General features: G+C 65.2%; 27 protein-coding genes and 1 tRNA gene. 13 read left to right on the forward strand and 15 right to left on the reverse strand.

All coding sequences use genetic code 11. The features are described 5' to 3' along the window. Positions 1 to 29: 29 nt before the first annotated feature. Positions 30 to 1,004 (forward strand): ketopantoate reductase family protein, encoded by a 975-nt coding sequence (locus AC0L3X_RS24265; protein ID WP_473316905.1) that lies wholly within the window; start codon positions 30 to 32, stop codon positions 1,002 to 1,004. A gap of 3 nt (positions 1,005 to 1,007) precedes the next feature. On the opposite strand, the gene AC0L3X_RS24270 is transcribed toward AC0L3X_RS24265, so the two are convergent. Further along, positions 1,008 to 1,685, reverse strand: a complete 678-nt coding sequence (locus tag AC0L3X_RS24270) for an alpha/beta hydrolase family protein (protein ID WP_063980673.1) — start codon at positions 1,683 to 1,685, stop codon at positions 1,008 to 1,010. A gap of 128 nt (positions 1,686 to 1,813) precedes the next feature. Between AC0L3X_RS24270 and AC0L3X_RS24275 the strand changes: the two genes are divergently transcribed. Further along, positions 1,814 to 2,959 (forward strand): acyl-CoA dehydrogenase family protein, encoded by a 1,146-nt coding sequence (locus AC0L3X_RS24275; RefSeq protein ID WP_063980672.1) that lies wholly within the window; start codon positions 1,814 to 1,816, stop codon positions 2,957 to 2,959. A gap of 6 nt (positions 2,960 to 2,965) precedes the next feature. On the opposite strand, the gene AC0L3X_RS24280 is transcribed toward AC0L3X_RS24275, so the two are convergent. Then, on the reverse strand, positions 2,966 to 3,940 hold the full coding sequence (locus AC0L3X_RS24280; protein WP_063980671.1) for a helix-turn-helix domain-containing protein: 975 nt from the start codon (positions 3,938 to 3,940) through the stop codon (positions 2,966 to 2,968). A gap of 158 nt (positions 3,941 to 4,098) precedes the next feature. On the opposite strand from AC0L3X_RS24280, the gene AC0L3X_RS24285 reads away from it, so the two are divergent. Together AC0L3X_RS24285 and AC0L3X_RS24290 are read left to right on the forward strand one after the other, a co-directional pair. Next, a complete protein-coding gene (locus AC0L3X_RS24285) occupies positions 4,099 to 4,824 on the forward strand; it encodes an alpha/beta fold hydrolase (protein WP_063980670.1) in 726 nt (241 codons plus the stop codon). 198 nt (positions 4,825 to 5,022) lie between these two features. Next, positions 5,023 to 6,633 carry an ABC transporter substrate-binding protein gene (locus tag AC0L3X_RS24290; protein ID WP_063980669.1) on the forward strand — a complete coding sequence of 537 codons (1,611 nt, stop codon included), beginning with the start codon at positions 5,023 to 5,025 and terminating at the stop codon, positions 6,631 to 6,633. Between the two features lie 36 nt (positions 6,634 to 6,669). On the opposite strand, the gene AC0L3X_RS24295 is transcribed toward AC0L3X_RS24290, so the two are convergent. Together AC0L3X_RS24295 and AC0L3X_RS24300 are read right to left on the reverse strand one after the other, a co-directional pair. Then, on the reverse strand, positions 6,670 to 7,809 hold the full coding sequence (locus AC0L3X_RS24295; RefSeq protein WP_063980668.1) for an amidohydrolase/deacetylase family metallohydrolase: 1,140 nt from the start codon (positions 7,807 to 7,809) through the stop codon (positions 6,670 to 6,672). Between the two features lie 346 nt (positions 7,810 to 8,155). Then, entirely contained in the window at positions 8,156 to 8,449 is a 294-nt protein-coding gene (locus AC0L3X_RS24300; RefSeq protein WP_473316908.1) for a hypothetical protein, read from the reverse strand. A gap of 72 nt (positions 8,450 to 8,521) precedes the next feature. Here AC0L3X_RS24300 and AC0L3X_RS24305 point away from each other — a divergent pair, with 72 nt between their 5' ends. Beyond that, positions 8,522 to 8,692, forward strand: coding sequence for a BA14K family protein (locus tag AC0L3X_RS24305; RefSeq protein ID WP_231145450.1), 171 nt, complete (start codon positions 8,522 to 8,524; stop codon positions 8,690 to 8,692). Between the two features lie 231 nt (positions 8,693 to 8,923). On the opposite strand, the gene AC0L3X_RS24310 is transcribed toward AC0L3X_RS24305, so the two are convergent. Then, positions 8,924 to 9,000 (reverse strand) — tRNA-Arg (locus tag AC0L3X_RS24310). Positions 9,001 to 9,142: 142 nt separating this feature from the next. Here AC0L3X_RS24310 and AC0L3X_RS24315 point away from each other — a divergent pair. Beyond that, on the forward strand, positions 9,143 to 9,496 hold the full coding sequence (locus tag AC0L3X_RS24315) for a VOC family protein (protein ID WP_063980666.1): 354 nt from the start codon (positions 9,143 to 9,145) through the stop codon (positions 9,494 to 9,496). A 123-nt stretch (positions 9,497 to 9,619) separates the two neighbouring features. After that, positions 9,620 to 9,913, forward strand: coding sequence for a GYD domain-containing protein (locus tag AC0L3X_RS24320; RefSeq protein ID WP_063980665.1), 294 nt, complete (start codon positions 9,620 to 9,622; stop codon positions 9,911 to 9,913). 57 nt (positions 9,914 to 9,970) lie between these two features. Here the strand turns inward: AC0L3X_RS24320 and AC0L3X_RS24325 are convergent, their stop codons facing one another. From AC0L3X_RS24325 to AC0L3X_RS24345, 5 genes are all read right to left on the reverse strand, one after another. After that, positions 9,971 to 10,927 (reverse strand): tripartite tricarboxylate transporter substrate-binding protein, encoded by a 957-nt coding sequence (locus AC0L3X_RS24325; protein WP_354131635.1) that lies wholly within the window; start codon positions 10,925 to 10,927, stop codon positions 9,971 to 9,973. A 47-nt stretch (positions 10,928 to 10,974) separates the two neighbouring features. Continuing rightward, on the reverse strand, positions 10,975 to 11,346 hold the full coding sequence (locus AC0L3X_RS24330) for a dimethylsulfonioproprionate lyase family protein (RefSeq protein WP_028159929.1): 372 nt from the start codon (positions 11,344 to 11,346) through the stop codon (positions 10,975 to 10,977). Between the two features lie 27 nt (positions 11,347 to 11,373). Then, on the reverse strand, positions 11,374 to 12,012 hold the full coding sequence (locus AC0L3X_RS24335) for an RraA family protein (protein WP_063980662.1): 639 nt from the start codon (positions 12,010 to 12,012) through the stop codon (positions 11,374 to 11,376). 23 nt (positions 12,013 to 12,035) lie between these two features. Then, on the reverse strand, positions 12,036 to 13,553 hold the full coding sequence (locus AC0L3X_RS24340; protein ID WP_231143797.1) for an AMP-binding protein: 1,518 nt from the start codon (positions 13,551 to 13,553) through the stop codon (positions 12,036 to 12,038). A gap of 155 nt (positions 13,554 to 13,708) precedes the next feature. Beyond that, positions 13,709 to 14,737, reverse strand: a complete 1,029-nt coding sequence (locus AC0L3X_RS24345) for an alpha/beta hydrolase (RefSeq protein ID WP_063980661.1) — start codon at positions 14,735 to 14,737, stop codon at positions 13,709 to 13,711. Positions 14,738 to 14,945: 208 nt separating this feature from the next. On the opposite strand from AC0L3X_RS24345, the gene AC0L3X_RS24350 reads away from it, so the two are divergent. Beyond that, positions 14,946 to 15,581 carry a hypothetical protein gene (locus AC0L3X_RS24350; protein ID WP_063980660.1) on the forward strand — a complete coding sequence of 212 codons (636 nt, stop codon included), beginning with the start codon at positions 14,946 to 14,948 and terminating at the stop codon, positions 15,579 to 15,581. 76 nt (positions 15,582 to 15,657) lie between these two features. On the opposite strand, the gene AC0L3X_RS24355 is transcribed toward AC0L3X_RS24350, so the two are convergent. Next, positions 15,658 to 15,873: a hypothetical protein gene (locus tag AC0L3X_RS24355; RefSeq protein ID WP_063980659.1), complete on the reverse strand. Its 216-nt coding sequence runs from the start codon at positions 15,871 to 15,873 to the stop codon at positions 15,658 to 15,660. 29 nt (positions 15,874 to 15,902) lie between these two features. Then, positions 15,903 to 16,910: a 2-dehydropantoate 2-reductase gene (locus AC0L3X_RS24360; RefSeq protein ID WP_354131636.1), complete on the reverse strand. Its 1,008-nt coding sequence runs from the start codon at positions 16,908 to 16,910 to the stop codon at positions 15,903 to 15,905. Between the two features lie 167 nt (positions 16,911 to 17,077). On the opposite strand from AC0L3X_RS24360, the gene AC0L3X_RS24365 reads away from it, so the two are divergent. Further along, positions 17,078 to 17,680, forward strand: a complete 603-nt coding sequence (locus AC0L3X_RS24365) for a YidB family protein (RefSeq protein WP_063980657.1) — start codon at positions 17,078 to 17,080, stop codon at positions 17,678 to 17,680. Positions 17,681 to 17,722: 42 nt separating this feature from the next. Further along, entirely contained in the window at positions 17,723 to 17,995 is a 273-nt protein-coding gene (locus tag AC0L3X_RS24370) for a GlsB/YeaQ/YmgE family stress response membrane protein (protein WP_080586664.1), read from the forward strand. Between the two features lie 127 nt (positions 17,996 to 18,122). Here the strand turns inward: AC0L3X_RS24370 and AC0L3X_RS24375 are convergent, their stop codons facing one another. Next, on the reverse strand, positions 18,123 to 18,908 hold the full coding sequence (locus AC0L3X_RS24375; protein WP_063980656.1) for an SDR family NAD(P)-dependent oxidoreductase: 786 nt from the start codon (positions 18,906 to 18,908) through the stop codon (positions 18,123 to 18,125). A 260-nt stretch (positions 18,909 to 19,168) separates the two neighbouring features. Here AC0L3X_RS24375 and AC0L3X_RS24380 point away from each other — a divergent pair, with 260 nt between their 5' ends. The 3 genes from AC0L3X_RS24380 to AC0L3X_RS24390 are packed head-to-tail and all read left to right on the forward strand — an operon-like array spanning position 19,169 to position 22,263. Beyond that, positions 19,169 to 20,230: an acyl-CoA dehydrogenase family protein gene (locus AC0L3X_RS24380; RefSeq protein WP_063980655.1), complete on the forward strand. Its 1,062-nt coding sequence runs from the start codon at positions 19,169 to 19,171 to the stop codon at positions 20,228 to 20,230. Between the two features lie 18 nt (positions 20,231 to 20,248). After that, positions 20,249 to 21,409 (forward strand): acyl-CoA dehydrogenase family protein, encoded by a 1,161-nt coding sequence (locus tag AC0L3X_RS24385; RefSeq protein ID WP_008133127.1) that lies wholly within the window; start codon positions 20,249 to 20,251, stop codon positions 21,407 to 21,409. 41 nt (positions 21,410 to 21,450) lie between these two features. Next, positions 21,451 to 22,263, forward strand: a complete 813-nt coding sequence (locus AC0L3X_RS24390; RefSeq protein ID WP_063980654.1) for an enoyl-CoA hydratase/isomerase family protein — start codon at positions 21,451 to 21,453, stop codon at positions 22,261 to 22,263. A 201-nt stretch (positions 22,264 to 22,464) separates the two neighbouring features. On the opposite strand, the gene AC0L3X_RS24395 is transcribed toward AC0L3X_RS24390, so the two are convergent. After that, positions 22,465 to 23,217, reverse strand: coding sequence for a hypothetical protein (locus AC0L3X_RS24395; protein ID WP_063986030.1), 753 nt, complete (start codon positions 23,215 to 23,217; stop codon positions 22,465 to 22,467). Positions 23,218 to 23,219: 2 nt separating this feature from the next. Continuing rightward, positions 23,220 to 23,957, reverse strand: coding sequence for an enoyl-CoA hydratase (locus tag AC0L3X_RS24400; protein WP_473316907.1), 738 nt, complete (start codon positions 23,955 to 23,957; stop codon positions 23,220 to 23,222). Positions 23,958 to 23,964 lie beyond the last annotated feature (7 nt).

The following is a 23,964-nucleotide window of genomic DNA, read 5'->3' on the forward strand; positions in this document are numbered from 1 at the left end:
TCACGGGATCAGGGACGGGACATCACACCATGCGCATCTGCATTTTCGGCGCGGGCGCCGTCGGCAGCCATATCGCGGTCAGGCTGGCCCGCGCCGGCCATGAGGTCTCGTGCGTGATGCGCGGCGCCCATCTGGAGGCGGTCCGCGCCAATGGCCTGAAGCTGCGCGTCGGCGATTCCGAGGTCACCGCCAAGGTGAACGCCTCCGGCGATGCGGCCCAGCTCGGCCCGCAGGACGTCGTGATCAGCACGCTCAAGGCGACCGCGCTGACGGGCCTGGTCGCCAGCATAAAACCGCTGCTCCATGACGACACCGCGATCGTCTTTGCGCAGAACGGTATTCCCTGGTGGTACGGCATCGGCCTGCCGCCGCGGCATCCGACGCCGCCCGACATTTCCTTCCTCGACCCCGGCGGGCGCTTGCGCGCTTGCATCCCGAAAGAGCGGATCGTCGGCGGCGTCGTCTTCTCCTCCAACGAGGTGACCGCGCCCGGTGTGGTGCAGAACCTGACGCCGGACCGCAACCGCCTGCTGATCGGCGAATGCGACGACCGCAATTGCGAGCGCATCACCAGGCTTCGCGGCGTTCTCAACGATGCTCGGCTGGAATCGCCGCCGGTGGCGGAGATCCGCGAGGCGATCTGGTCAAAGCTCCTGACCAACATGTCACTGTCGGTGCTGTGCCTGCTCACCGGCCAGACCGCGCGCGGAGTGCGCGACGACCCGGCCTTTGCCGAGGTCATTCCGCGCATGCTGAACGAGGCTAACGACATCGCGCAGCACTTCATCCCCGAGGTCAAGCGCGTGACGCGCAGCGGCCCCGCCCCCAACCACAAGCCGTCGCTGCTCCAGGATTACGAGCTCGGCCGCGCCATGGAGATCGACGTGCTGGTGAAGGCGCCCGCCGCCTTCGCCCGCACCGCCGGCCTGTCGACGCCGACGCTCGACCTGATCGCCACGCTCGCGATCCAGAAGGCGCGGGACAAGGGGCTTTATTCCGCTTGAGCCTTAAGCGAGCTCATCGATCCAGGCCGCCAGCGTATCGAGCACCTCTGTGAGGGCCTCTTCATTCGTCCGGCCGGACTTCTTCAGCACCGCGAAGGAATGATCGCCGCCGGCGACCTCGTGCAGCGTCGCCTTCGGGCCGAGCTGCGCGATCACGGGCTTGAGGAGGCCGAGATCGGCAAGCCCGTCACGCGTGCCTTGCAGGAACAGCATCGGGATCTCGACATGGACCAGGTGCTCGGCGCGCTCCGTCGACGGCTTTTTGTCGGCGTGCAGGGGAAAGCCGAGGAAGGCGAGCCCTTTGACGTCAGGTAGCGGCGCCTTGGACTGCGCCTGCGAGGTCATGCGCCCGCCGAACGACTTTCCGCCGGCAACGAGCTTCAAGCCGGGGCAGAGCCGCGCTGCCTCCTCGACGGCCGCACGGATGGCGGCATGCGCGACCGCAGGCTGATCGGGACGCCCCAGCCTCTTCTCCATGTAGGGGAAATTGAAGCGAAGCGTCGCAATGCCTCGACCGGCGAGCCCCTCCGCAATCTTGTCCATCGATGCATGGCGCATGTCGGTACCGGCGCCGTGCGCAAGGACGTAGCAGGCGCGCGCATTGTCCGGCTGCGTCAGGATCGCCGAGACCGTGCCGATGCGCTCGATGTCGAGCTTGAGCTCCTGCATTTTGACAGCCAAGATCAGACACCCCGACAGACGCGTTTTCCGGCCGCCTTGGTAGCGTCACCGGCGCAGCCTGAAAACACAATAATTGCCGCCGCCGACCAGCCTACCAAGGCCGGAAAGCCGCATTGACCGAGGTGACCATGTCCTACCGCTCCTCCTGGATGACCGAAGAGCTCGAAATCTTCCGCGACCAGTTCCGGAAATATCTGGCCAAGGATCTGGCGCCGCATGCCGAGAAATGGCGCGAGCAGAAGATGGTCGACCGCTTCGCCTGGCGCGGGCTCGGCGAGATGGGCGCCCTGCTGGCGAGCGTGCCGGAGGAATATGGCGGCCTCGGCGCCACCTTCGCCTATGACGCCGCCGTGCTCGACGATCTCGAAAGCACGGTGCCGGAGCTCACCACCGGCGTCTCCGTGCACAGCGCCATCGTCGCGCACTACATCCTCAACTACGGCTCGGAGGAGCAAAGGAAGCGCTGGCTGCCGAAGATGGCTTCCGGCGAGATGGTCGGTGCCATCGCCATGACCGAGCCCGGCACCGGCTCGGACCTGCAGGCCGTCAAGACCACCGCGAAGAAGCAGGGCAATTCCTACGTCATCAACGGCCAGAAGACTTTTATTACCAACGGCCAGGCCGCCGATCTCGTCGTCGTGGTCGCGCGCACCGGCGATGTGGGTGCCAAGGGCATTTCGCTGATCGTGGTCGAGACCGCGGGCGCGGACGGCTACAAGCGCGGGCGCAACCTCGACAAGATCGGCCTGCATGCCTCCGACACGTCAGAACTGTTCTTCGACAACGTCACGGTGCCGCCGGAAAACCTGCTCGGCAAGGAGGAAGGCCAGGGTTTTGTCCAGCTGATGCAGCAATTGCCGCAGGAGCGCCTCGCGCTTGCGGTTGGCGCGGTCGCCTCGATGGAGCGCGCGGTCAAGCTCACCACCGAATACACCAAGGAACGGAAGGCGTTCGGCAAGCCGCTGATGGATTTCCAGAACACCGCCTTCACGCTCGCCGAGCGCAAGACCGAAGCGATGATTGCGCGCGTCTTCGTCGACTGGTGCATTGAGCGCCTCGTCGCCGGGGATCTCGACACCGTCACGGCGTCGATGGCGAAATACTGGTGCTCGGACAAGCAGGTCCAGACCGCCGACGAATGCCTCCAGCTGTTCGGCGGCTACGGTTACATGCAGGAATACCCGATCTCCCGCATCTTCATCGATTCCCGCATCCAGAAGATCTATGGCGGCACCAACGAGATCATGAAGCTGCTGATCGCGAGGTCGCTGTAGCTCTGTTCATCGCGCACGCCAATCGCGTGGGCGGCAGCCGAAGCGCTGCTTGAAGCGCCGCGCGAAGTGGGAGAGATCGGAGAACCCCCAGTCGAAGGCGATAGCGCCGATCGCGCGGCCGCCCGATGCCGGATCCTTCAGGTCGGCCGCCGCGCCCACGAGGCGGCGATCGATCACGTAGTCCGAAAATGTCGTGCCGGAGCGTTCGAACAGCTTGTGGACATAGCGCTCGCTGATGCCGACGGAGCCGGCGACCGCCGCGACCGTCAGTCCCGGCTCGCGCAGCCGCTCGTGAATGGCGCGGCGCAGCGCCAGCACGGTCGCGTCTGCAAAGCTTGCGGCTTCCGCCGTCTGCGCCCGCGAGCGGCGCGACAGGCTGAGCGCAACGAGATCGAGCAGCACGTCGAACAGCCGAATGCTGTCCTCTTCCGCCATCCGCAATGCGCCGGCGTTGAGGGAGCGCGCGGTCTCGACGATGAGGTGACCGACATGGGGATCGTCGGAGACGCGCTCGGCCCTGAAATCGAACGACGGCGGCAGCCGGTCGCGCAGGGCGCGCGACGGCACCCAGAACGAAGCGACCCCCAGCATCGGACCGCGATCGTGCAGCAGCGTCACCTCGCGGTCGCTGTCGACGATGCCGACCTGGCCGCGCGACAGGCTGACCTCGCTGTCGCCCTGGAGCATGCGGCAGCGCCCGGCCAGCTTGAAGTTGAGATAGAAGCAGCTCTCGGTCGATGCTGCGATATCGGCGCGCGAGCGATTGACGGTATGCTCGGGAAACATCACCCGGTTGATTGCGCCGGCGCCGAGCCCGATCGTCTCCACCTTCGCAGGGAAGCGCGACGTCGTCGCCGATTCCGGCGTCAGGTTCATGAATGCCTGGCAGATCGCCTCGCGGTAATAGGAAAACTGCTCGTCCGGCCGCGTCACTGCGGTGTTCCAGACGACGTGCCGCGGCCGGCTTGTGACCTGCTCCATCAGTTCGCTCCGAGACCAATCCGGTTCAGCGCCAGCCAAGCGGAAAATGGCCGGCCGGTTCACACTTCGCACAACAAGAATTGTCCGCTGCGCCTCGCGAGCGCCGCAAAGGACCCACGTCATGCCGATCTAACCACACCCTCGGGAGCAGCTACAACATGTCGACCTACGTTCTCGTCCATGGCGCCTGGCACACCGGTGCCGAGTTCGAACCCGTCGCGGCCCCGATCCGCGCCGCCGGCCACAAGGTCTATACGCCGACAATCAAGGGCAATCGCCCCGGCGATGCCAAGACGACCGGGCTGAAGGACGCGATCCAGTCGATCGCCGACTATCTCGCCGAAAACAATCTGAAGGACATCGTCCTGCTCGGCCATTCCTATGGCGGCATGATCATCACCGGCGTCGCCGACCTCGCGCCCGAGCGCATTCGCCGCCTGGTGTATTGGAATGCCTTCGTGCCCAACAACGGCGAATGCCTCAACGACATGGTGCCGCCGCACTTTATCGGGCTGTTCGAAGCGATCGCGGCCGAACGCGGCGACAGCTCTGTGGTGTTGCCCTTCCCGATCTGGCGCGAAGCCTTCATCAACGATGCCGATCTCGAGACCGCGCAGCGCGCCTATGACGTGCTCAACCCGCATCCGTTCGCGACTTTCACCGACAAGATCGCGCTCAAGACCAATCCGGCGGAGATGCCGCTGGCAAAGTCCTACATCAACTGCACCGAGGACGTCGCGATGCCGCACAGCCATCCCTGGCATCCGCGGCTCTCGGAGAAGCTCGGCCTGTTCCGTCTGGTGCAGGTGCCGGGAAGCCACGAGCTGTGCTTCTCCGATCCGGCGCGGCTGGCCAAGGCGATCATGGAGGCGGGGCGCGACTGACGCGCGTCCGTCAAGAGCGCGACGACTTTCGACGATTGCTCCTACCGCCGGCTTCGGCGGCACAGCCCTTGCTTGTCCGCTAACGAATCCAGATCGGTAGAAGCAACCCCTGCTTGTCACGTGTGGCTCCCCGCCATACGCTGCCCGTGTTCGGCAACCGCCATCTGGTTTCGTTTTGCGTCAAGTCAGGAGAAGCGAATGGTTCACGTCTCGCGACGGAAACTGCTTCAGCTTGCGGCTGTTGCGCCATCGGCACTTCCTCTGGCCTGGACGTCGGTTGTATCTGCCGCGACCGGAAAGAAGACCCTGAGCGCGGTGATGCAATCGGACCTTCGCGTCACCGACCCTGGCTTCACGACAGCCATCATCACCCGCGACCATGGCTACATGGTCTACGATACGCTGCTCGGCATCGATTCCAGCTTCAAGGTGCAGCCGCAGATGGCCGACTGGACAGTGTCCGCGGACAAGCTGACCTACACCTTCACCTTGCGCGACGGCCTGAAGTGGCATGACGGTGCACCGGTGACGGCCGAGGATTGCGTGGCCTCCCTGAAGCGCTGGGGTACGAGCGTCGACGGCATGGCGCGCAAGCTGATGGACTTCACGGCCGGTATCGAAGCCGCGGACGCCAAAACAATCGTCTTCAAGCTGAAGGAGCCCTATGGCCTGGTGCTGGAGACGATCGCCAAGCCATCGTCGGTCTGCGCCTTCATGATGCCCAAGCGGCTTGCTGAAACCCCGATCACCAAGCAGATTCCCGAGCAGATCGGCTCCGGCCCGTTCAGATTCGTCGCGGCCGAATTCCAGCCCGGCGTGAAGGCCGTCTACGAAAAGAACACCGACTATGTGCCGCGCAAGGAGCCGGCCGAATGGACCTCGGGCGGCAAGGTGGCCAAGGTTGACCGGGTCGAGTGGATCACGATGCCGGACGCGCAGACCGCGCTCAACGCGCTGCAGTCAGGCGATGTCGATTTCGTCGAGACGCCGCCATTCGACATGCTGCCCGCGCTCGAGTCCAATCCGGACATCAACGTATCCATCCTGAACAAGTTCGGCTTCCAGTCGTTCGGCCGGATGAATTTTCTGCATCCGCCATTCGACAATGTGAAGATCCGCCGCGCCGCGATGCTGGCGATCAACCAGAAGGACGTGCTCGACGCGCAGATCGGCAATCCCAAATACTACAAGCTGTGCGGCGCGTTCTTCATCTGCGACACGCCGCTCGCCAGCGACGCCGGCGGCGAGACCCTGATAAAGGGCAACGGCATGGCGGACGCCAGGAAGGCGTTGGCCGAGGCCGGTTATGACGGCACGCCCGTGGTGATCCTGGCGCCGACCGATCAGATCCTGCTGAAGGCGCAGCCGGTCGTGGTCGCACAGCTGTTGCGCGACGCCGGCTTCAAGGTCGATCTGCAGGCGATGGACTGGCAGACCGTGGTCACCCGCCGGGCAATCCAGAAGCCGCCGAAGGAAGGTGGCTGGAACATGTTCTTTACCTACCAGGGCGCCGCCGACTCCTTGAACCCGCTGGTCAACGTCCCGATGGTCGGCAAGGGCACGAGTGGCGGCTGGTACGGCTGGTCCGAGGACCCCAAGCTCGAGGAGTTGCGCGATTCCTTTGCCCGCGCGACCTCGCCCGAGGAGCGCAAGAAGATCGCGCTTGAGGTGCAGAAGGAAGCCTACGACCAGGTGATCTACGTCCCGCTCGGCCAGTTCCAGGCGCCGAGCGCCTGGCGCAAATCGCTCACCGGCGTGATCGACGGCCCGGCGACGCCGATGTTCTGGAATGTAGACAAGAACGAGTAGCTTCCTCTCCCCGTTCTCACGGGAAGAGGCAAAGCCCTAATTCGGATGCCACCAGCGGCCGCCGATCACGACGCCCTCGGAGACGATCTTGCGATCCCCGATCAGGTGCTCGCCGACGACGTCCTCATAGTCGAACTGGCCCTGCCTGACCGTAACAAGCGTGGCGTCGCCGACGCTACCGGGCTTGAGGCTGCCGAGCTCGGGACGCCGCAGCGCCATGGCCGCGTTCACCGTCGAGGCGGCGACGACGTCCGACAGCTCCATGCCCATGCACAGGAATTTCGACATGGTCGTGACCTGGTCGAACGCCGGGCCGTCGATGCAGAGCTGATGGATGTCGGAAGAGATCGTGTCGGGATAGAAGCCGTTGGCGAGCATCGCGCGCGCGGTCTTGAAGGCGAACGAGCCCTTGCCGTGGCCGATATCGAACAGCACGCCGCGCTCGCGCGCGTCCAGCACCGCCCTCTTCACTGTGCCTTGCGCGGTCGCCGGCGTGTTGGGGAAGGGGCGGAACGCATGGGTCAGCACGTCGCCCGGACGCAGGCGGCCCAGCACCTCCTCGTAGCTCGGCGGCGGATGGTCGATATGCGCCATCAGCGGCATGCCGACCTCGTTCGCGACCTCGAGCGCGATGTCGAGCGGCACGATCCCCGACGTGCCCGAGGAGTGCAGCCCCACGCGCACCTTGATGCCGACGATGAGGTCGCGGTTGGCATCGGCCACCTTGGCCGCCTCGATCGGGTTCATCAGCCGCAACTCCTCGCTCTCGCCGACCATGATCCGGTGCGAGAAGCCGAAGATGCCGGCATGCGAGACGTGCAGATAGGCGAGGATGCGGACCTGGCTCGGCTCGATCACATGCTTGCGGAAGCCCGCGAAATTGCCGGGACCGGCACTGCCGGTATCGACCGCAGTGGTGACGCCGGAGAGGCGGCAGAATTCCTCGGCATCGATGCCGAGCGAGGTGCCGCCCCAATAGACATGGGTGTGCAGATCGATCAACCCCGGCGTCACGATGTAACGCGAGACGTCGCGCACATCGGTGCCCGGATCGGCCTTGAGCCCGGTCCCGACGGCGGCGACCTTGCCGCCGGCAAAGGCGATGTCCGTCACGGCATCGAGCTTCTGGGACGGGTCGACCACACGGCCGCCGCGCAGGATCAAGTCGAAAGGCATTGTTGTCTCCGGATGGGGTAGCGAGGCGTGGCCGGCACGTCGGCAAGGCCAGGAAGGACGTCTTTCGCTTCTAGCAAATTTTGCGCCGACGAGCGTGGCAAACTGCGACGATTGCCCATGACAAAATGGCGATCCCGGGACGACTCGAACTTTCAACCCATGTTTTACGAAACCGCTCTCAGGTCAACAATATCAGCGGCCTGTTCGCTCGGATTCCGGCTTCACGTGCGAAGCTGAAACATCCGCGGCCTATTGAAAAGACGGCGAGCGCGCATCCGGCAAACATGGAGTCGTCGGCAGGTCTCGGGCCAATGAGTGTCCGGCAAAGGTCGAGACGTGGCCGACATCATGTAGCTGGAGAAAAAACGATGGAACGACTGAAATTGCTTGGCGTGATCGCTCTTTGCGCAACCTTGGCGCCGGGAGCGGCCGCCTCTGCGCGCGGCGGCGGACATGGGGGCGGTGGACATGGGGCGGTGGCGGACATTTCGGAGGCGGCGGCGGATTTCACGGTGGTGGGCACTTCGGAGGCGGCGGAGGCTTCCACGGCGGAGTTGGTCACTTCCGGGCCGCCGGCGGCTTCCATGCGCCACGTCCCGTCGCGGCCGGCGCCGGCTTCCATGGCGGTCAATTCCATCATGCCGGATTCCGGCATCGCTACCGCCACGCATTTGCTTACGGCGGGGGTCTTGGCCTTGGCGGCGCCTTAGCGCTGGGCGCCTATTCGGGCTGGCCTTACTATGGCGGCTACGACGACGGCTACTACGGCGATTACGACGACTCCGCTGATGGCTCGTCCTATTGCGAACAAAAATATCGGTCGTACGACCCGGCTTCGGGAACGTATCTCGGCTACGATGGCAAGCGACACCCCTGCCCATAGCTCGATGTGGTGATGTCTTCGAGCCGTGCTCGCCGGCACCTTGGGAATCCCTGAGATCGCTGACGACGCACGGCTCGAATTGCCGGCGCGTTGCTGTTGCCAGTCTCCCCAAAGCAATATGGTTGTGACGAATGTCGTTGGGAGGCTGCTGATCAATCAGCTCATGATGCGTAGCGTTGCGAAACCACCACGCTCCGCCCCTGGCGGCATCAAGCTAAGTCATCGAAAAGCTGGCGATCCCGGCATGACTCGAACATGCGACCTACGGTTTAGGAAACCGCCGCTCTATCCGGCTGAGCTACGGGACCGCGGAACCCGCTGGTATGGGTTCGATCCCGTCATAGCAGAGCAAAATGCGGTTCGCCAGCCGCAAGGCGGGCCGGATCATCGTCAACCTGAACGGGGCGGCTATACAATCGCTTCCAGGCCCCTCTCGGCGGAGCAGCTCACATGATCGAAAGCATCAGTGCCATCACGCTCGGCACGCATGACATGGGGCGCGCCGTGCACTTCTACCGTTCGCTGGGGTTCGAGCTCCTGTATGGCGGCGAAGCCGCCGCATTCACCAGCTTTCGCGCCGGCACCGGCTATCTCAACCTGACGGCGCAGCCGGACGACAAGCGCTGGTCCTGGTGGGGCCGCATCATCTTCTACGTCGCCGATGTCGACGGGACCTACGAGCGCGCACGCGCCGCCGGATGGCAGCCGTCGACCACGCCGCGCGATGCAGAATGGGGTGAGCGCTACTTCCATCTCACCGACCCCGACGGCCATGAGCTCAGTTTCGCGCGGCCGTTGTCCTGACCGAATAAGTCACATCCGCTGACGTTCCCAACGCGCAGTAGCGCTGTCTCAGCCGCCGTGGCAAGCTCGGCGCGGTTGCCTCAAGCGAGAATTGGATCTGGGTTCTAACCAGGGAGGACGACCATGGTAACCTATGTCGTGCTGGGAAGCTTCACTGATCAGGGAGTCCGCAACGTCAAGGACTCGCCGAAGCGGGCCGACGCCTTCAAGGAGATGGCCAAAACGTTCGGCGTGACCGTGAAAGAGATCGTCTGGACGCAGGGACGATATGACGTTGTAACCGTTCTCGAGGCTCCAGATGAGGCTGCCGCGATGTCGCTCAGCCTTAGTCTCAGCGCACTCGGCAATGTCCGCACCGAAACGCTGCGCGCGTTTTCGGCGGCAGATATGACAAAGATCGTCGGCAAGATGCTCTGACGCTCAAGCCCGCGCGAGCGCACTGGACCCGGGATGGCAATCCCGGGAATAGGCCTCTCATGCCCTGATATTGTTCTCGCGCACCACCTTGCCCCAATAGGCGACCTGCTTGTCGAAGAAGCTCTTGAAGGCGGCGCCGTCCTGGAGCAGCAGCGTCATCTGCTGGGTCTCCTTGAGCTGGGCGGCGGTCGCGGGCTCGCTCAGGATCTCCCTGGACGCCGTCGCCATGGCCGCGACGATATCCGGCGGCGTGCCCGCGGGCGCGAAAACGCCCCACCACGCCAGCGTCTCAAAGTCCGGAAAGCCGGCCTCGATCGCGGTCGGCGTATCCGGTAAGCCCGGCAGCCGCTCGCGGCCGAGTTGCAGGATCGGCCGCAGCATGTTGGTGCCGAGTTGGGCCGAGACCAGCGCCGCCGATCCCGCGATCAGATCGACATGGCCGCCGAGCACGTCGTTCATCGCCGGGCCGCCGCCGCGATAGGGCACGTGCATGATCTCGACGCCGGCCTTGGTGCCGAGCACCGTCATGGCGAGATGGCCGAGCGTGCCGATGCCGACGGAGGCATATTTCACCGCGCCGGGCGTCGCCTTGCAGGCGGCGACCACGTCGGCAAAGCTCTTGTAGGGACGGCCGGCGCCGTCGGCGATCACGTAGGGCGCGGTGCCCACCAGCAGCACCGGCATCAGCTCGCGCTCGACATCGACCGGCGGCTTGTCGAGGATGGACGGGATCACCGCGTGGGAATCGAAGGTGACCAGGAACGTCGAGCCGTCCGGCGGGCTCTTGGCAACCTGCGCCGCGCCGAGCGCGCCGGCGGCGCCCGACTTGTTCTCGACCACGACGATGCGGTTGAGTTTTGTCTGTAGATTGGCCTGCAACAGCCGCGCCATCGCATCGGTCGATCCGCCCGGCGGAAACGGCACCACCAGAGTAATCTTGCCGGCCTGCGCCACCGCTGGCGCGATTGCGAGAATAGCGGGCGCTGCCAGCAGCGTGCGTCGTGTGATCGTCATAGTCCCCTCCCCTTTGGTTTTGCGCCTGGCTTTTTGCTCTTTGGCGCTTAAGTCGTGCCGAAGCCCGACCCCGCTTTTTTGTATTCTGGCCGTGGTGGACTGAAAATGTCCAGCACGCGGGCCCCATCGGGGCCGGCGCGCATCGTGTGCGGCACATTGCCGGGCGTGCGCCAGAAATCGCCCTTCTTTACCGGAATTTCCTCATCGCCCTGGACGCGGATGGCGGAGCCGTCGAGCAGCACGCCCCATTGCTCCTCGGGATGATGATGCAGCGTGCCCTGCGCATGCGGGGCCAGCGTCACCACCGACAGCATCGCCTGCTCGCCGGAAAAGATGCGCGTGGTCACCCCCGCCGCGAGCTCGCGGAAGAGGCCATCGCTGGGATCGTCGATGTTGTGAAATTCGTCCTTCTGGCTCAAGCCGCCCTCCCCTTCATTCTGATCCGATCAGGATTTGCCATAGGAGCCCTGGTAGCGGCCCTCGCGGATCGCCTTCATGGTCTCCTCCTCACGCGCGACCTGGGCGCGGACGGCTTCCAGCAGCGCCGCGGCGCCGGCGGCGGGGAACGACACCACGCCGTCCTCATCGCCGACGACGATGTCGCCGGGCGAGATGACGCTGCCGCCGATCGTAACAGGCACGTTGATCTCGCCGGGGCCGTTCTTGTAGGGGCCGCGATGGATCACCGCGCGGGCGTAGCAGGGAAAGTCGTCAGCGGCGAAGGCCGCGACATCTCGGATCGCGCCGTCGATGACATAGCCTTCGGCTTTGCGCCACTGCGCGATGTTCTTCATGATCTCGCCGACCAGCGCGCGCGTCTCGTCGCCACCGCCATCGACCACGATGACGTCGCCGGGACCGACCAGTTCAAGTGCGCGGTGGATGGCGAGATTGTCGCCGGGGCGGGTGCGCACGGTGAAGGCCGTCCCCACCAGCTTGCCGCCGCGATGATAGGGTTTCAGCCCGACCGCGCCCGGCAACCGGGCGAGATTGTCTGAAATGACCGAGGTCGGCGCGCCGCGAAAACCCTCGATGATCTCGGCCGGCGGCCTCGGCACGCTGTTCGCTGCGATGGTGATCGTCATGTCTCAATCCTTCTGTATTCTTCTTATTCGGCGTGCGCCCGCGCCTTCGCCGGCCGAATCCGGAAGGCGCGCCCTTCCTTCATCCACGCCGCGCGCTCGTCGCGCAACAGGGTGCGGCGAACTTTTCCGGAATCATCGCGCGGCGGGGCGCTGACGATCTCGAAACTCTCGGGGTGCTTGTAGCGGCTCAGCCTGTCTTTCAAGAAGTCCGCCATGCCGTCGGCGATGGCCTGGCCGTCCGCGCCAGGTTCGGGCTCGACGATGGCATGCACGCGCTGGCCCAATTCCGGATCGGGCAATCCCACCACCACGCAGGACCGCACACCGGGGCATTCGGAGACCGCGGCCTCGACCTCGGCCGGATAGATGTTGGCGCCGCCGCGCAGCACCATGTCGGCGAGACGGTCGCCGAGATAGAGATAGCCTTCGGCGTCCAGCCGGCCGATGTCGCCGAGCGACTCCCAGCCGTCCGCGCGGCGCTTCGGCTCGGCGCCGAGATAATGATAGGTGGCATCCCTGCCGTCATTGTTGAGGAAATAGATCTCGCCGGTCTCGCCGGGCGCGACGTCGTTGCCGTCCTTGCCGACGATGCGCAAGCGCGCCATCTCCCCGATCTTGCCGACCGAGCCCTTGTGGGTCAGCCATTCCGTGCCTGATATGATGCAGGAGCCCTGGCGCTCGGTGCCGCCATAGAGCTCCCAGACGCGCTCAGGGCCGAGCCAGGCGATCCAGTTCTCCTTCAGCCAGGGCGGCATCGGAGCCGCCATGTGGAAGACGGTCTGAAGGCTCGACATGTCGTAAGAGTTCCGCACGTTCTCCGGCAGCGCCCAGATTCGGTGCATCATGGTCGGCACGAAATTGACCCATTGCACGCGCTCGCGTGCGATCTGCCGCAACGTCTCCTCGGCGTCGAACTTGACGAGGCCGGTAAGCTGGCCGCCGGTGAACAGCGCGTAGTGCGACACGATGAACGGCGCATTGTGGTAGAGCGGACCGGGATTGAGCAGCGAAACCCCGAATGGAATGTTGAGCGGCGGCGCGGCGACGGTGTCGGTCACGGCCGGCTGATGATCGAGGATCACTTTCGGCCGGCCGGTCGAGCCGCCGCTGGTCATGGCTTTCCAGTAGCGAGCCACCGGCGGATCGAGCGGCTCGTCCGAAAAACCTTCCGGCACGAAATCCGCCGGCAGGCGGTTCGGCGCGTTCCAGTCGGCCTCGCCGCCGACCACCAGCGCGGGCTTCAGGATGTCGAGCACCGCGGCGGCTTCGCCGCGCGGCAGCCGCCACGACAGTGACGTCGGCGTCGCTCCGCACTTCCAGACCGCAAACGAGGTCTCGAAGAACGCGTTGCCGTTAGGCAAACCGATTGCGACAAAGTCGCCGGGCTTGACGCCCTTGGCCATGAACGCCCGTGCGCGCCGATTGGCGCCGCGTTCGAGCTCGTCCCATGTCAGCGTATCCTGCCCGTGACGGACGGCGATCGTGCCTTGCGGTTTGCGTTGAGCGTACCAGCGAGGCACGTCGGACAGGGGCAGCAGCATCAGGTGTTTCCACTTCGTCTTCTTGGCGTCGTCTCAGGATGAGGCGTCGCGAGACGAAGTGTAACAGCCGGAGCCAACGCTTCAAGGGATCTGCCTTCAAGGGATCTGGCTTCAAGGCATCTGCCTTCAAGAGATCTGCCTTCAAGACGTCCGCATCAGCGCTCCGCCCCGCAGCCCGGAATATCGAACAGCGCTGCGAGGCCGCATTTCGAGGTCAGCATCTTGTCGCCGTCGTGGCCGACCCCGGCGACGTCCCAGACCCGGTGATTGGGCGTGCCGCGGTCGCGCTTGGCCATCGCATCCGCATAAGCGTGGCCGCGGGCGTAGCGCGTGGGACCTTGCGCCTCGGCCATGCAGCTCTTGTCCAGCGCAGAATGCTTCGGATTGGTGTCGAGCGTGCCGAGCAGATAGATCACCTCGCGCTCGACATAGCGCTGCTCCAGCGCTACCGGCGTTGCGTTCGCAAGATAGGGCGGACGCCCGTCCATGCCGTATTTCCAATTGTTGTAGCCCGGGCAGGATGCGGCGATCGCCGGCACGGGCCGCGTGTTGCTGAAATAAGCGTAGGAGGAGGGATTGGCGACAACGTAGCGGACATCGATATGCTGGCGCGACAGCGCCGCCTCGCCTTTGCCGGCGATGGCATAGCGTTGCGCGACCTGGCCACCGCCGGAATGGCCGGCGACGACGACCTGCTTCAGATTCGGGAAGATGCGCCGGTCCGAGAGTTTTACGAGGATCGCATCGAGCGCATCGAAGGACGACACCGGATTCGGCGCCAGCGCGGCGTCGCCGCCCTCCCATCCCTCCAGCGACCAGCGCAACGTATCCGCGGGCAGCCTGTGCGCGTCGATATCGATCTCCGCCAGAAACTGCGGGACGATCATGAGCGCGCTCTTGCCGTCGTCGCCCGCGGCAACCTGCGCAGTATGGGCCGACATGTAATATTCGTCGGCATTGCGCAGGCGTCCGTGCAGCACGATGATGGCGCGCGAGATCGCCGGCAGCGGCAGCGACCAGTCGCTGGAGAGATAGAGCGGCAGCATTCCCTGGCCGCCGACCGAAAGCCGCGCGTCGGCGATCGCCCTCACCGGCTTGCGGTTGGGCGCTTCTTCGTCCGCCGCGAACGCATAGCTGGAAATGAACGCCAATGTGATTGCGGCGAGGCGGGCCAACGCTCTCATGACGGATATTCCCCTTCGAATTCAAACCAATAAAGTCTAAGCCGATCATGTGCCGCGCGGCTGTGACTCCCGCGCCACGTCAAGCAAAAAATGTCAGCATTGCAGCCATGAAATTCCCGAGTTCCACGGGTGACAAGCCGGCGATAAAGGGGCAAAAATCGGACCCGACTCAGTTCGGGTTGAGTTTTGCAAGGAATGCTCTCGTAGAATGTCGGACGTAGTTGCATCGCGTCGTGCGGCGCTAGTCGTTGCCGCAGCAGGATTTCTTCTGCTGACGCCGTTGCATGCCCACGCCCAATGGTGGAAGCGCGCGCCGGTCGATTTCGAGGAATGCGCCGACGCCGCCGAGAAGGCCGCGAACAAGACCGAGAAGACGGCTGCGCTTGCCGATTGCAACGCCAAGTTCGCGGGCCGCCGCAAGCCAGGCGGCGGCTATTCCTATTACGATTTCCTCCAGGACCGCACCTTCGACATCGCAGGTCCCAATCCGACGCCGGAGGAGCAGAAGAGGATCGACGAATCCTACACCTCCTACCTCGCCAATCAGCGCCGCAGCAATGAAGCCGCCCAAGCCGCCGCGCGTCAGCAGCGCGAGCAGCAGGAACAAGCGCGGCAACAGCAGGTCGCACTGCGAACCGAGGTCGAGCGCGTGTCCGTCCCGGTCGCGCGCGTGCCTGTCCCGGTCGAGCGGCCGAAGGTGCAGCAGTCCGTCAGCCCGCGACCGAAGGGCGCGCCCTGCACCAAGGGCTCGTTCTCCTGCGAATGGCCGCGGCTATCGGAAAGCTTGAGCGATCTGAAGAAGCTGTTCACCCCCGCGCCAAGCAAGCCGGCGAAGAAGGGGTAAGCTCATCGCGCGGCAAACTCCGCTGTCGTCCCGGACAAGCGGAGCGCTGATCCGGGACGACAGCGAGCGTGTGGCGTCAGTTCGGCTGCTTCTTCTTGCCGCGCTTCGGTTTGACCACCGGCGCACGCGTGGGCTCTGTTGTCGTTGGCGAATTGCCCAACTGCGACCTGCTCTCTTGCAACCGCCTGTCATAGCCGGGCGAGCTCACGACCGTTGGCGGCCTTGCGTAGGCCAGCGTCGACGTGCCGCAGAGCGCGGCCAGCGCGAGCCCAATCATCAAACAACGCCTCATCGTTGCTCCTCCCGCCGCCCGGCTCGCACTCAGGCCGCTCCGCGGATCTGCTGCGGCGTCAGCCGCGGCGGACCATTGCCTGCCGTCTCGGCCTGCTTGATCAGCGCAACAATACGGCGCATCAGCGGCACGTCGACGTTGTTCTGCTCGGCGAGCGCGATGACTGCGCCCTGGAGATAGTCGATCTCGGTCTTGCGGCCCTGCTTCAGGTCCTGCCACATCGAGGAGCGCGCCTCGGGATCGATCTTCATCGTGCGCCCCAGGATCGCATTGAAGATCACATCAGGCAGCCTCAGCAGGGTCGGCGTCCACCTCAGCGGGATCGGCGTCGCCGAGACCGGCGTGATGCCGGCGGCCTTCATCGCAGTCACGCCTTCGGCCATCTGGTCGGCGAACAGTCTTCGCCAGTCGCGGTTCGCCAGTTGCGCGGCGAGCGGCATGTCGGACAGCGCACTGAGCGCATTGTTCAAATTGATGATCAGCTTGCCCCATTGCACGCCGGTGATGTCGCGGCTTGCGCGCATGGCGAGGCCGGGCACCGACAGCGCTACGGCCGTATTCGCCTCATCCGCGCCGACATGGATGTCGCCGGACGTCGAGCGGTGGAAGCGTCCCTCGCCCATCGCGATCACGTTGAACGGCACCATGCCGGCGAGCACGTGCCGGCCGCCGAGCCGCTCGCGCAGAACCGCGACATTGCCGACGCCGTTCTGCAGGGAGACGATGACGGCGTCCTGCGGCGCGTGCCGGGCAATCTGGTCCGCGACATCGGCGGTGTCGGCGCTCTTCACCGTGACCAGCACGATGCCGGCGTTGTGAAAGATCGCGGGATCCTCCGACAGCGCCAGCTGGCCCGCGCCGAGCTTCTGCTCGGAGCCGTCGAAATCGGTCAGCCGCAGGCCGAACCGCTCGATCTCGGTTTTGACCCGCGGCCGCACCAGCAGCGCGACGCGGCGCCCTCCGGCCGCCAGCTGGCCTCCGACGAAACAGCCGATGGCGCCCGCGCCGGCCACCACGATCGGTCGATACGCAACCACCTGACCTTGCTCCCTTGAATGACCTGCCCTCGATAGCAGAGGCAACGCCGGCTGCCCATTGGTTGCGGTGCATTCGCCTTGTAACCGTCATGAGAGCCTCATATGTTTTTGCCCCGGGGGCTGTCACCGGCGAGAACTCGCCGACGAGAACGCCAAAGGAGAGCACCATGGGTCTACTCGACGTCCTCAACGGCATGCAGAACGGCCCCCGCGGCCCGAGCACGCCCAGCTCTGAGCAATCCTCCGGCGGCATGTCGCCAATGACCATGGCGCTGCTCGGCCTGATCGCCTGGAAGGCCTTCAAGCATCTGACGGCTGGCCAGCCCGACGCGGCGCCGGCGCCGCAGCAGCGCTCGCCGCTGCCGCCTCCGACGCCTGTCAATACGGGCAGCAGCGCTGTTCCCGGCGGCCCCGGTGGTAGCGGCGGCCTCAGCGATCTGCTCAAGGGTGGCCTCGGCGGCCTGCTCGCGGGCGGCGCGGCCGGCAGCGTGCTCAGCGGCGGCCTCGGCGATCTCCTCAACCAGCTCCAGCAGGGTGGCCACGGCGAGACCGCGAGCACCTGGGTCGGCAAGGGCGAGAACAAGGCGATCGCGCCCGGCGATCTCGCCAGCGCCCTCGGCGCCGACCAGATCCAAAGCCTGTCCGCCCAGAGCGGCCTGTCGCGCGACGAGCTGCTCTCCGGCCTCAGCCAGTATCTGCCACAGGTGATCGACCACCTGACGCCGGACGGACGGCTGCCGACCGAGAACGAGCTCTCGGGCAGACTTTAATCGAACTTTGATCTACGCATTCTCGGGAAGGGGAGCACTGACATGAGCATGGGCGGCCTGTTGTGGATCATCGTCGTCGGCTTCATCGCCGGCCTCATCGCGCGCTGGCTGGCGCCGGGACCGAACAACCCGAGCGGCTTTATCCTCACCACCATCCTCGGCATCGCCGGTGCGTTTCTTGCGACCTTCATCGGACAGGCGATCGGGCACTACAGCCCAGACCAGGGCGCCGGCTTCATCATGGCCACGATCGGCGCGGTGGTGGTGCTGTTCATCTGGCACCGGCTGGTCGCGAGCGGCGTGATAAAAGGGTAGTGGTGCCGGACGTCGGGCACGACGCCGCCCTCGCACTCCATCATCGCGAGGAGCCCTTGCGACGAAGCAATCCAGACTGTCCGCGCGGACGCTCTCTGGATTGCTTCGCTTCGCTCGCAATGACGAATTAAGTTATCAGATGCATCCCCGCATCCATCCGCACGACCTCGCCGGTCATGTTGCTCGACGCCGGCGTTGCCAGGAAGCAGACGAGCTGCGCGATGTCATTGGCGGATGAAGCGACCTTCAGCGGCACCTTCGCCACCACGCTGTCGCGCACCTGCTTGGCGCCGGCCTCGCCGCGGCCCTTGGTGAACCAGGGCGTGTCGATATAGCCGGGGCACACCGTGTTGACGCGGATCAGCGGCGCCAGTGCACGGGACAGCGACAACGTCATCGTGTTGAGCGCGCCCTTGCTCGCAGCATAGGCGATCGACGAGCCGACGCCGCTGATGCCGGCAACCGAGGACACGTTGACCACGGCGGACGGCCGTTCCGAAGCCTTCGCGCCGGCCTCGAGCAGGCTGCGTGCTGCGCGCACCATCTGGAACGGGCCGATCGTGTTGACGCCGTACAAGCGCTGGAAATCTTCAGCCGACAATCCATCGAGATCGGCATGCGCAACATGCTTGGTGATGCCGGCATTGTTGACGAGCACGTCGAGCCGGCCCCAGCCGCTGGCTGCCGCAACGATCTTGCGGCAATCGTCATCTTTTGAAACGTCGCCCTGCGCGACCAGCACTTCCGCCGCCCCCGCCTTGCGGCAGAGTTCGGCCGTGGCCTCGGCTTCCTTCTGGCTCGAGGAATAGTTGATGACGAGCCGCGCCCCGCTCCGCGCGAGAATTTCCGCAGTCGCTGCACCAAGTCCGGATGCGGACCCCGTCACGATTGCGCACAAGCCATCTTTTGCCATCCGGATTTCCTTCCCCTTGATTGAATACAAGCCTTAAGCAGCTGGCCCTGTTTAGCGAGTTTGCCGCGCCCTGCAAATCGACCAAACTCCGCTAAGCGGAATTAGTCCATAGCAGCTCTTGCGCCCATGCCGGAGCCGCAGATGGGCCTGCGGTCAACGCTTGTCAGGGCCATGGCTTTTTCGGATCATCGGGCGCAAGAAGAGACCGCGCGCCGCGCCGACCGGACGGAACGCGCCAATGGCAAAACACGGGGAACGCTGTGGCGGAGAGTGACAATATCGTCGTCGAGACCGCGGAGAAAATCTTCGCCGATCTCGCCGATCCGCAGACCATCAACAACGACAAGAAGGGTTCGTGGCAGGCGCCGCTGTGGCAGGCGCTGAGCGAAGCCGGCTTGCCATTGTCCTGGGTGCCTGACGATCTCGGCGGCTCCGGCGCCAGCCTTGCCGACGGTTTTGCGCTGCTGAACGCCGCCGGCCGCTTCGCAGTCGCGGTTCCTCTGGCCGAGACCATGCTGGCGGGCTGGCTGCTTGCGCAGGCGAAAATCGCCTCACCGGAAGGTGAGATGACGGTGCTGCCGGCCTCGCCGAAGGATCGCATTACCCTCGATGCCGACGGCGCGCTCTCCGGCCGCGCCCGCGGCGTGCCCTTTGCCAAGGCGGCGAAGCACTTTGCGGTGCTGGCGCACGGCAAGGATGGTATCTCGATTGCCTTGGTCGAAGCGAGCAAGGGCCGGATCGAATCCGGACTCAACGTCGGCTACGACCACAGCGATACCGTGACGCTCGACAAGGTCCAGCCCGTCACCGTCAAGCCCGCGAAGGGCTTTGACCAGACCACGCTCATGCTGATGGGCGGCGTCGCGCGCAGCCTTCAGATCGCGGGCGCGCTGGAAGCGATGCTCGACATCTCCGTGCGCTATTCCAACGAGCGCGTCGCGTTCGAGAAGAAGATCTCGAAGTTTCAGGCCGTGCAGCACAACCTCGCCCGTCTCGCCGGCGAATCCGCCGCGGCGCTTGCGGCCGCGACGTCGGCGGCCGACGCCATCGCGAACGCAAAGTCATTCGACGACGAGGTCTATCTCGAGGCTGCCTCGGCAAAGATCCGCTGCGCGGAAGCCGCGGAAAAAGGCGGCGCCATCGCGCATCAGGTGCACGGCGCCATCGGCTTCACCAGCGAGCACATCCTGCACCGCTTTTCGCTGCGGGCTCTGGCCTGGCGCGATGATTTCGGTTCGGAGAGCCATTGGGCCGTCGAGCTCGGCAAGCTGGTGGCAAACCGCGGCGCCGACGAATTGTGGCCGCTCGTGGCTTCGCGCTGATCAGAGGACGAGACAACAATGACCGCTGCCCTCCGTTTCGATCCGATCCGCCTGCCCGAGAAGTGCGAGCAATTGCGCAAGGAAGTGCGCGCCTTCCTCGCCGAGGAAATCGCGGCCGGCACCTTCGATCCGCACAAGCCCAACCGCGAAGACACCGACGCGCCGGAATTCTCCCGCCGGGTCGGCGCCAAGGGCTGGCTCGGCATGACCTGGCCGAAAAAATATGGCGGCCAGGAGCGCTCCTTCCTCGAGCGCTACGTGGTGACCGAGGAAATGCGCGTCGCCAACGCGCCGACGCGGCGTTTCTTCGTCGCCGACCGCCAGAGCGGGCCGGTGCTGATCAAATACGCGCCCGAGCATATCAAGATGGATATCCTGCCGCGCATCTGCCGCGGCGAGATCTGCTTTGCCATCGGCATGAGCGAGCCGAACTCCGGCTCCGACCTGTTCGCGGCCAAGACGCGCGCGACCAAGACCGACGGCGGCTACCTCATCAACGGCACAAAGATCTGGACCTCGTCGGCGCACATCGCCGACTACATGATCGCGATCTTCCGGACCTCGCAGCCGACCAAGGAAAACCGCCGTCACGGCCTGACGCAGTTTCTGGTCAAGATGAAGCAGCCGGGCATCCAGGTGAACCCGATCGGCCAGATCACCGGCCAGTACGAGTTCAACGAGGTCGTCTTCACCGATTTCTTCGTGCCCGATGATCACGTGCTCGGCGAAGTCGACGGCGCCTGGAAGCAGGCGACGAGCGAGCTCGCCTATGAGCGTTCGGGCCCTGAGCGTTTCCTCGAGACCTATTATGTGTTGACCGAGCTGGTGCGCGCGGTCGGCCCCAACCCGGATACCCGCAGCGCCGAAGGCATCGGCCGTCTCGTGGCGCAGCTCCACACCATGCGGCGCATGTCGGTCTCGGTTGCGGGCATGCTGCAGGCCGGCAAGGAGCCGGTGGTGGAAGCCTCCATCGTCAAGGACATCGGCACGGTCTGGGAGCAGCAGCTTCCGCACCGCGTGCGCGATCTCGCCGCCTTCGTCGAGGAGACCGCGACCAACCGCGAGACGCTGGAGCGGCAACTCGACTTCGCCATCAAGACCGCACCGAAACTCACCATCCAGGGCGGCACCACCGAGGTGCTGCGCGGCATCATCGCGCGCGGACTTGGCCTGCGCTAGTCGCGCGGACTTGGTTTGCGCTAATTCAATCGAGGATCGTCATGAGCACCTATAAAGATATCGGCGTCGAAAAAGTTGGCCACGTCGGCACCATCGAGATCCGCCGCCCGCCGCTGAACTTCTTCGATATCTCGCTGATCAACCAGATCGCGGATGCACTCGACGAGTTCGATCGCGACATCGAGATCCGCGCATCCGTGCTGTCGGCACAAGGCAAGGCATTCTGTGCCGGCGCCAATTTCGGCGATCCGGCGCGCCAGGCGCAGGAAGCGCGCGAGGCCGAGAAGAAGGGCGACCCGGCCGACAACCTCGGCCCGATCAACCATCTCTACATCCAGGCCGTGCGTATCTTCCGCGCCAAGAAGCCGATCGTCGCGGCCGTGCAGGGCGCAGCCATCGGCGGCGGGCTCGGTCTCGCAGTGTCGGCCGACTTCCGCGTCACCTGCCCGGAAGCGCGCTTCTCCGCCAATTTCACGAAGCTCGGTTTCCATCCCGGCTTCGGCCTGACCGTGACGCTGCCCGAGCTGATCGGCAAGAACAACGCTGAGCTGATGTTCTACACCAGCCGCCGCGTCACCGGCGAGGAGGCAGTGAAGTGGGGCCTCGCCAACGAGCTGGTGCCGCAGGACCAGGTGAAGGCCGGCGCGATGAAGCTCGCCGCCGAGATCGCCGAATGCTCGCCGCTCGGCCTCCTCTCCACCCGCGCCACGATGCGCGCCAACCTCGCCGACCGCGTGATGGCCGCGACCAACCACGAGCTCGCCGAGCAGACGCGGCTGCGTGCGACGGAAGACTTCAAGGAGGGCGTCAAGGCGACGGAAGAGCGCCGCGCGGCGAATTTTAAGGGAAGGTGATTGCGGCGACGTCTCGCCGTATCACACCAGCGTCACCATAATCTCCCTGTCGTCCCTGCGAAAGCAGGGACCCATAACCACAGGAAGGGGTTTGGCGGAGACGCGGAGTTATCATCCCGCATCATAACCACTCCCTGTGGTTATGGGTCCCGGATCTGCGCTTCGCTTGTCCGGGACGACAGCGGTGTGTGAGGCAACCGCTCAAGCCGCAAGCCGGAACGTCACCCCGCCGAGCAAAAACTCGTTCCCCGCAATCGCGAGCCCCTTCGCCTTCGCGGCATGCAGCACGCTTGCGGCATCCGCCACCTGAAACTCCAGCGCGCTCATGATCTCGCTGGCGCCCTTCACGAAATGGAAGGTGGCATTGGGCAGTTTCAATTCGGCGCCGCCACTCGGTACGACCCCGATGATCTTCCCCCAATGTTCCGCGAGCCCCTGAGGATCCGGGCTCTGCATCTCCACGCCCGTCAGCGCCTGCGTCACATCCTTGCGGATGAACTTTTGCCAGTCCGGCCCTGCGGGCGGGTACGGCCCCAGAATATCGTCGCTGCCTTTGGTATGGTTGAATTCGATGAAGGCGGCGCGGCAGTCGCGGGGGTGGAGCTGCACGCCGTGATAGGGCGCGTGGTCGATCACGTTGGCGGTGCGCACGCCCATCGCATTGGCGTTGCGGCCGCGTTCGTCCGGATCGTTGCAGCAGAAGATCGCCATATAGCCGCCGCGGCCGCCGGTCTTCTCGATGAAGCGGCCGGCGGTGGTGCCGCCCTTGAACGGCGCGACCACCTCCAGCAGGATCGTGTCGACCGGGAGCAGCGCGTTCTCCAGGCCGTATTTGGCGACATTGCCATCGCGGTAGCAGACGTCGAGGCCCATGATCCCGGCGATGTCGGAGACCACAGGCACGAGCTGCGGCGCGACGAGGCAGATCTGCCGGAGCCGCATATAGGGCGCCATCGTCATGCGCCCTTGAAGGTCGGCTTGCGCTTCTCGACAAAGGCCTTCGCGGCTTCCTTGTGATCCTCGGTGTCGCTGCAACGGGTGTGATGGATCGCCTCGCCGTCGAAGCAATCTTCCAGCGCCAGATGCTCGGCGTTGTTGATGTTGCGCTTGATGAAGCCGAGCGCGATCGATGGCCCCTGCGCCAGCGACAGCGCGAGCTCGTGTGCGGCGGCATCGATCTCGGCGTCGGGAACGACTTTCGTCACCATGCCGATCGCATACGCCTCCTTCGCCGAGAGCACCGGCGACATCAGATAAAGCTCGCGCGCCCGCGCGCTGCCGAGCAGCTGCGTCAGGAAATAGGTGCCGCCATAATCGCCTGAGAAGCCGACCTTGGCGAAGGCGGTCGTGATCTTGCAGGATTCGCTCGCGATGCGCAGGTCGCAGGACAGTGCCATCGAAAGGCCGGCGCCGGCTGCCGCGCCGTCGAGCTGCGCCACCACGGGCTTTGGCATCTGGTGCAGGATGCGCGACACTTCCATGCCGCGGCGCAGGTTCGCCATTTTCACTTCGAACGGCAGCGGCGCACGGCCTGCCGCCATCGACTTGACGTCCCCGCCGACGCAGAACGAGCCGCCTGCGCCTTTGAACAGCACCGCGCGCACCTCGGGATCGTCGGGCCCCCCCCCCCCCGGCGCCGCCAGCCCCCCCCCCCGGTGGGGGGTTGGCCGGGGGGTGCCGGCCCGGGGGATGATAGGGGTG

It is taken from the genome of Bradyrhizobium sp. MI1.7 (assembly GCF_055811795.1).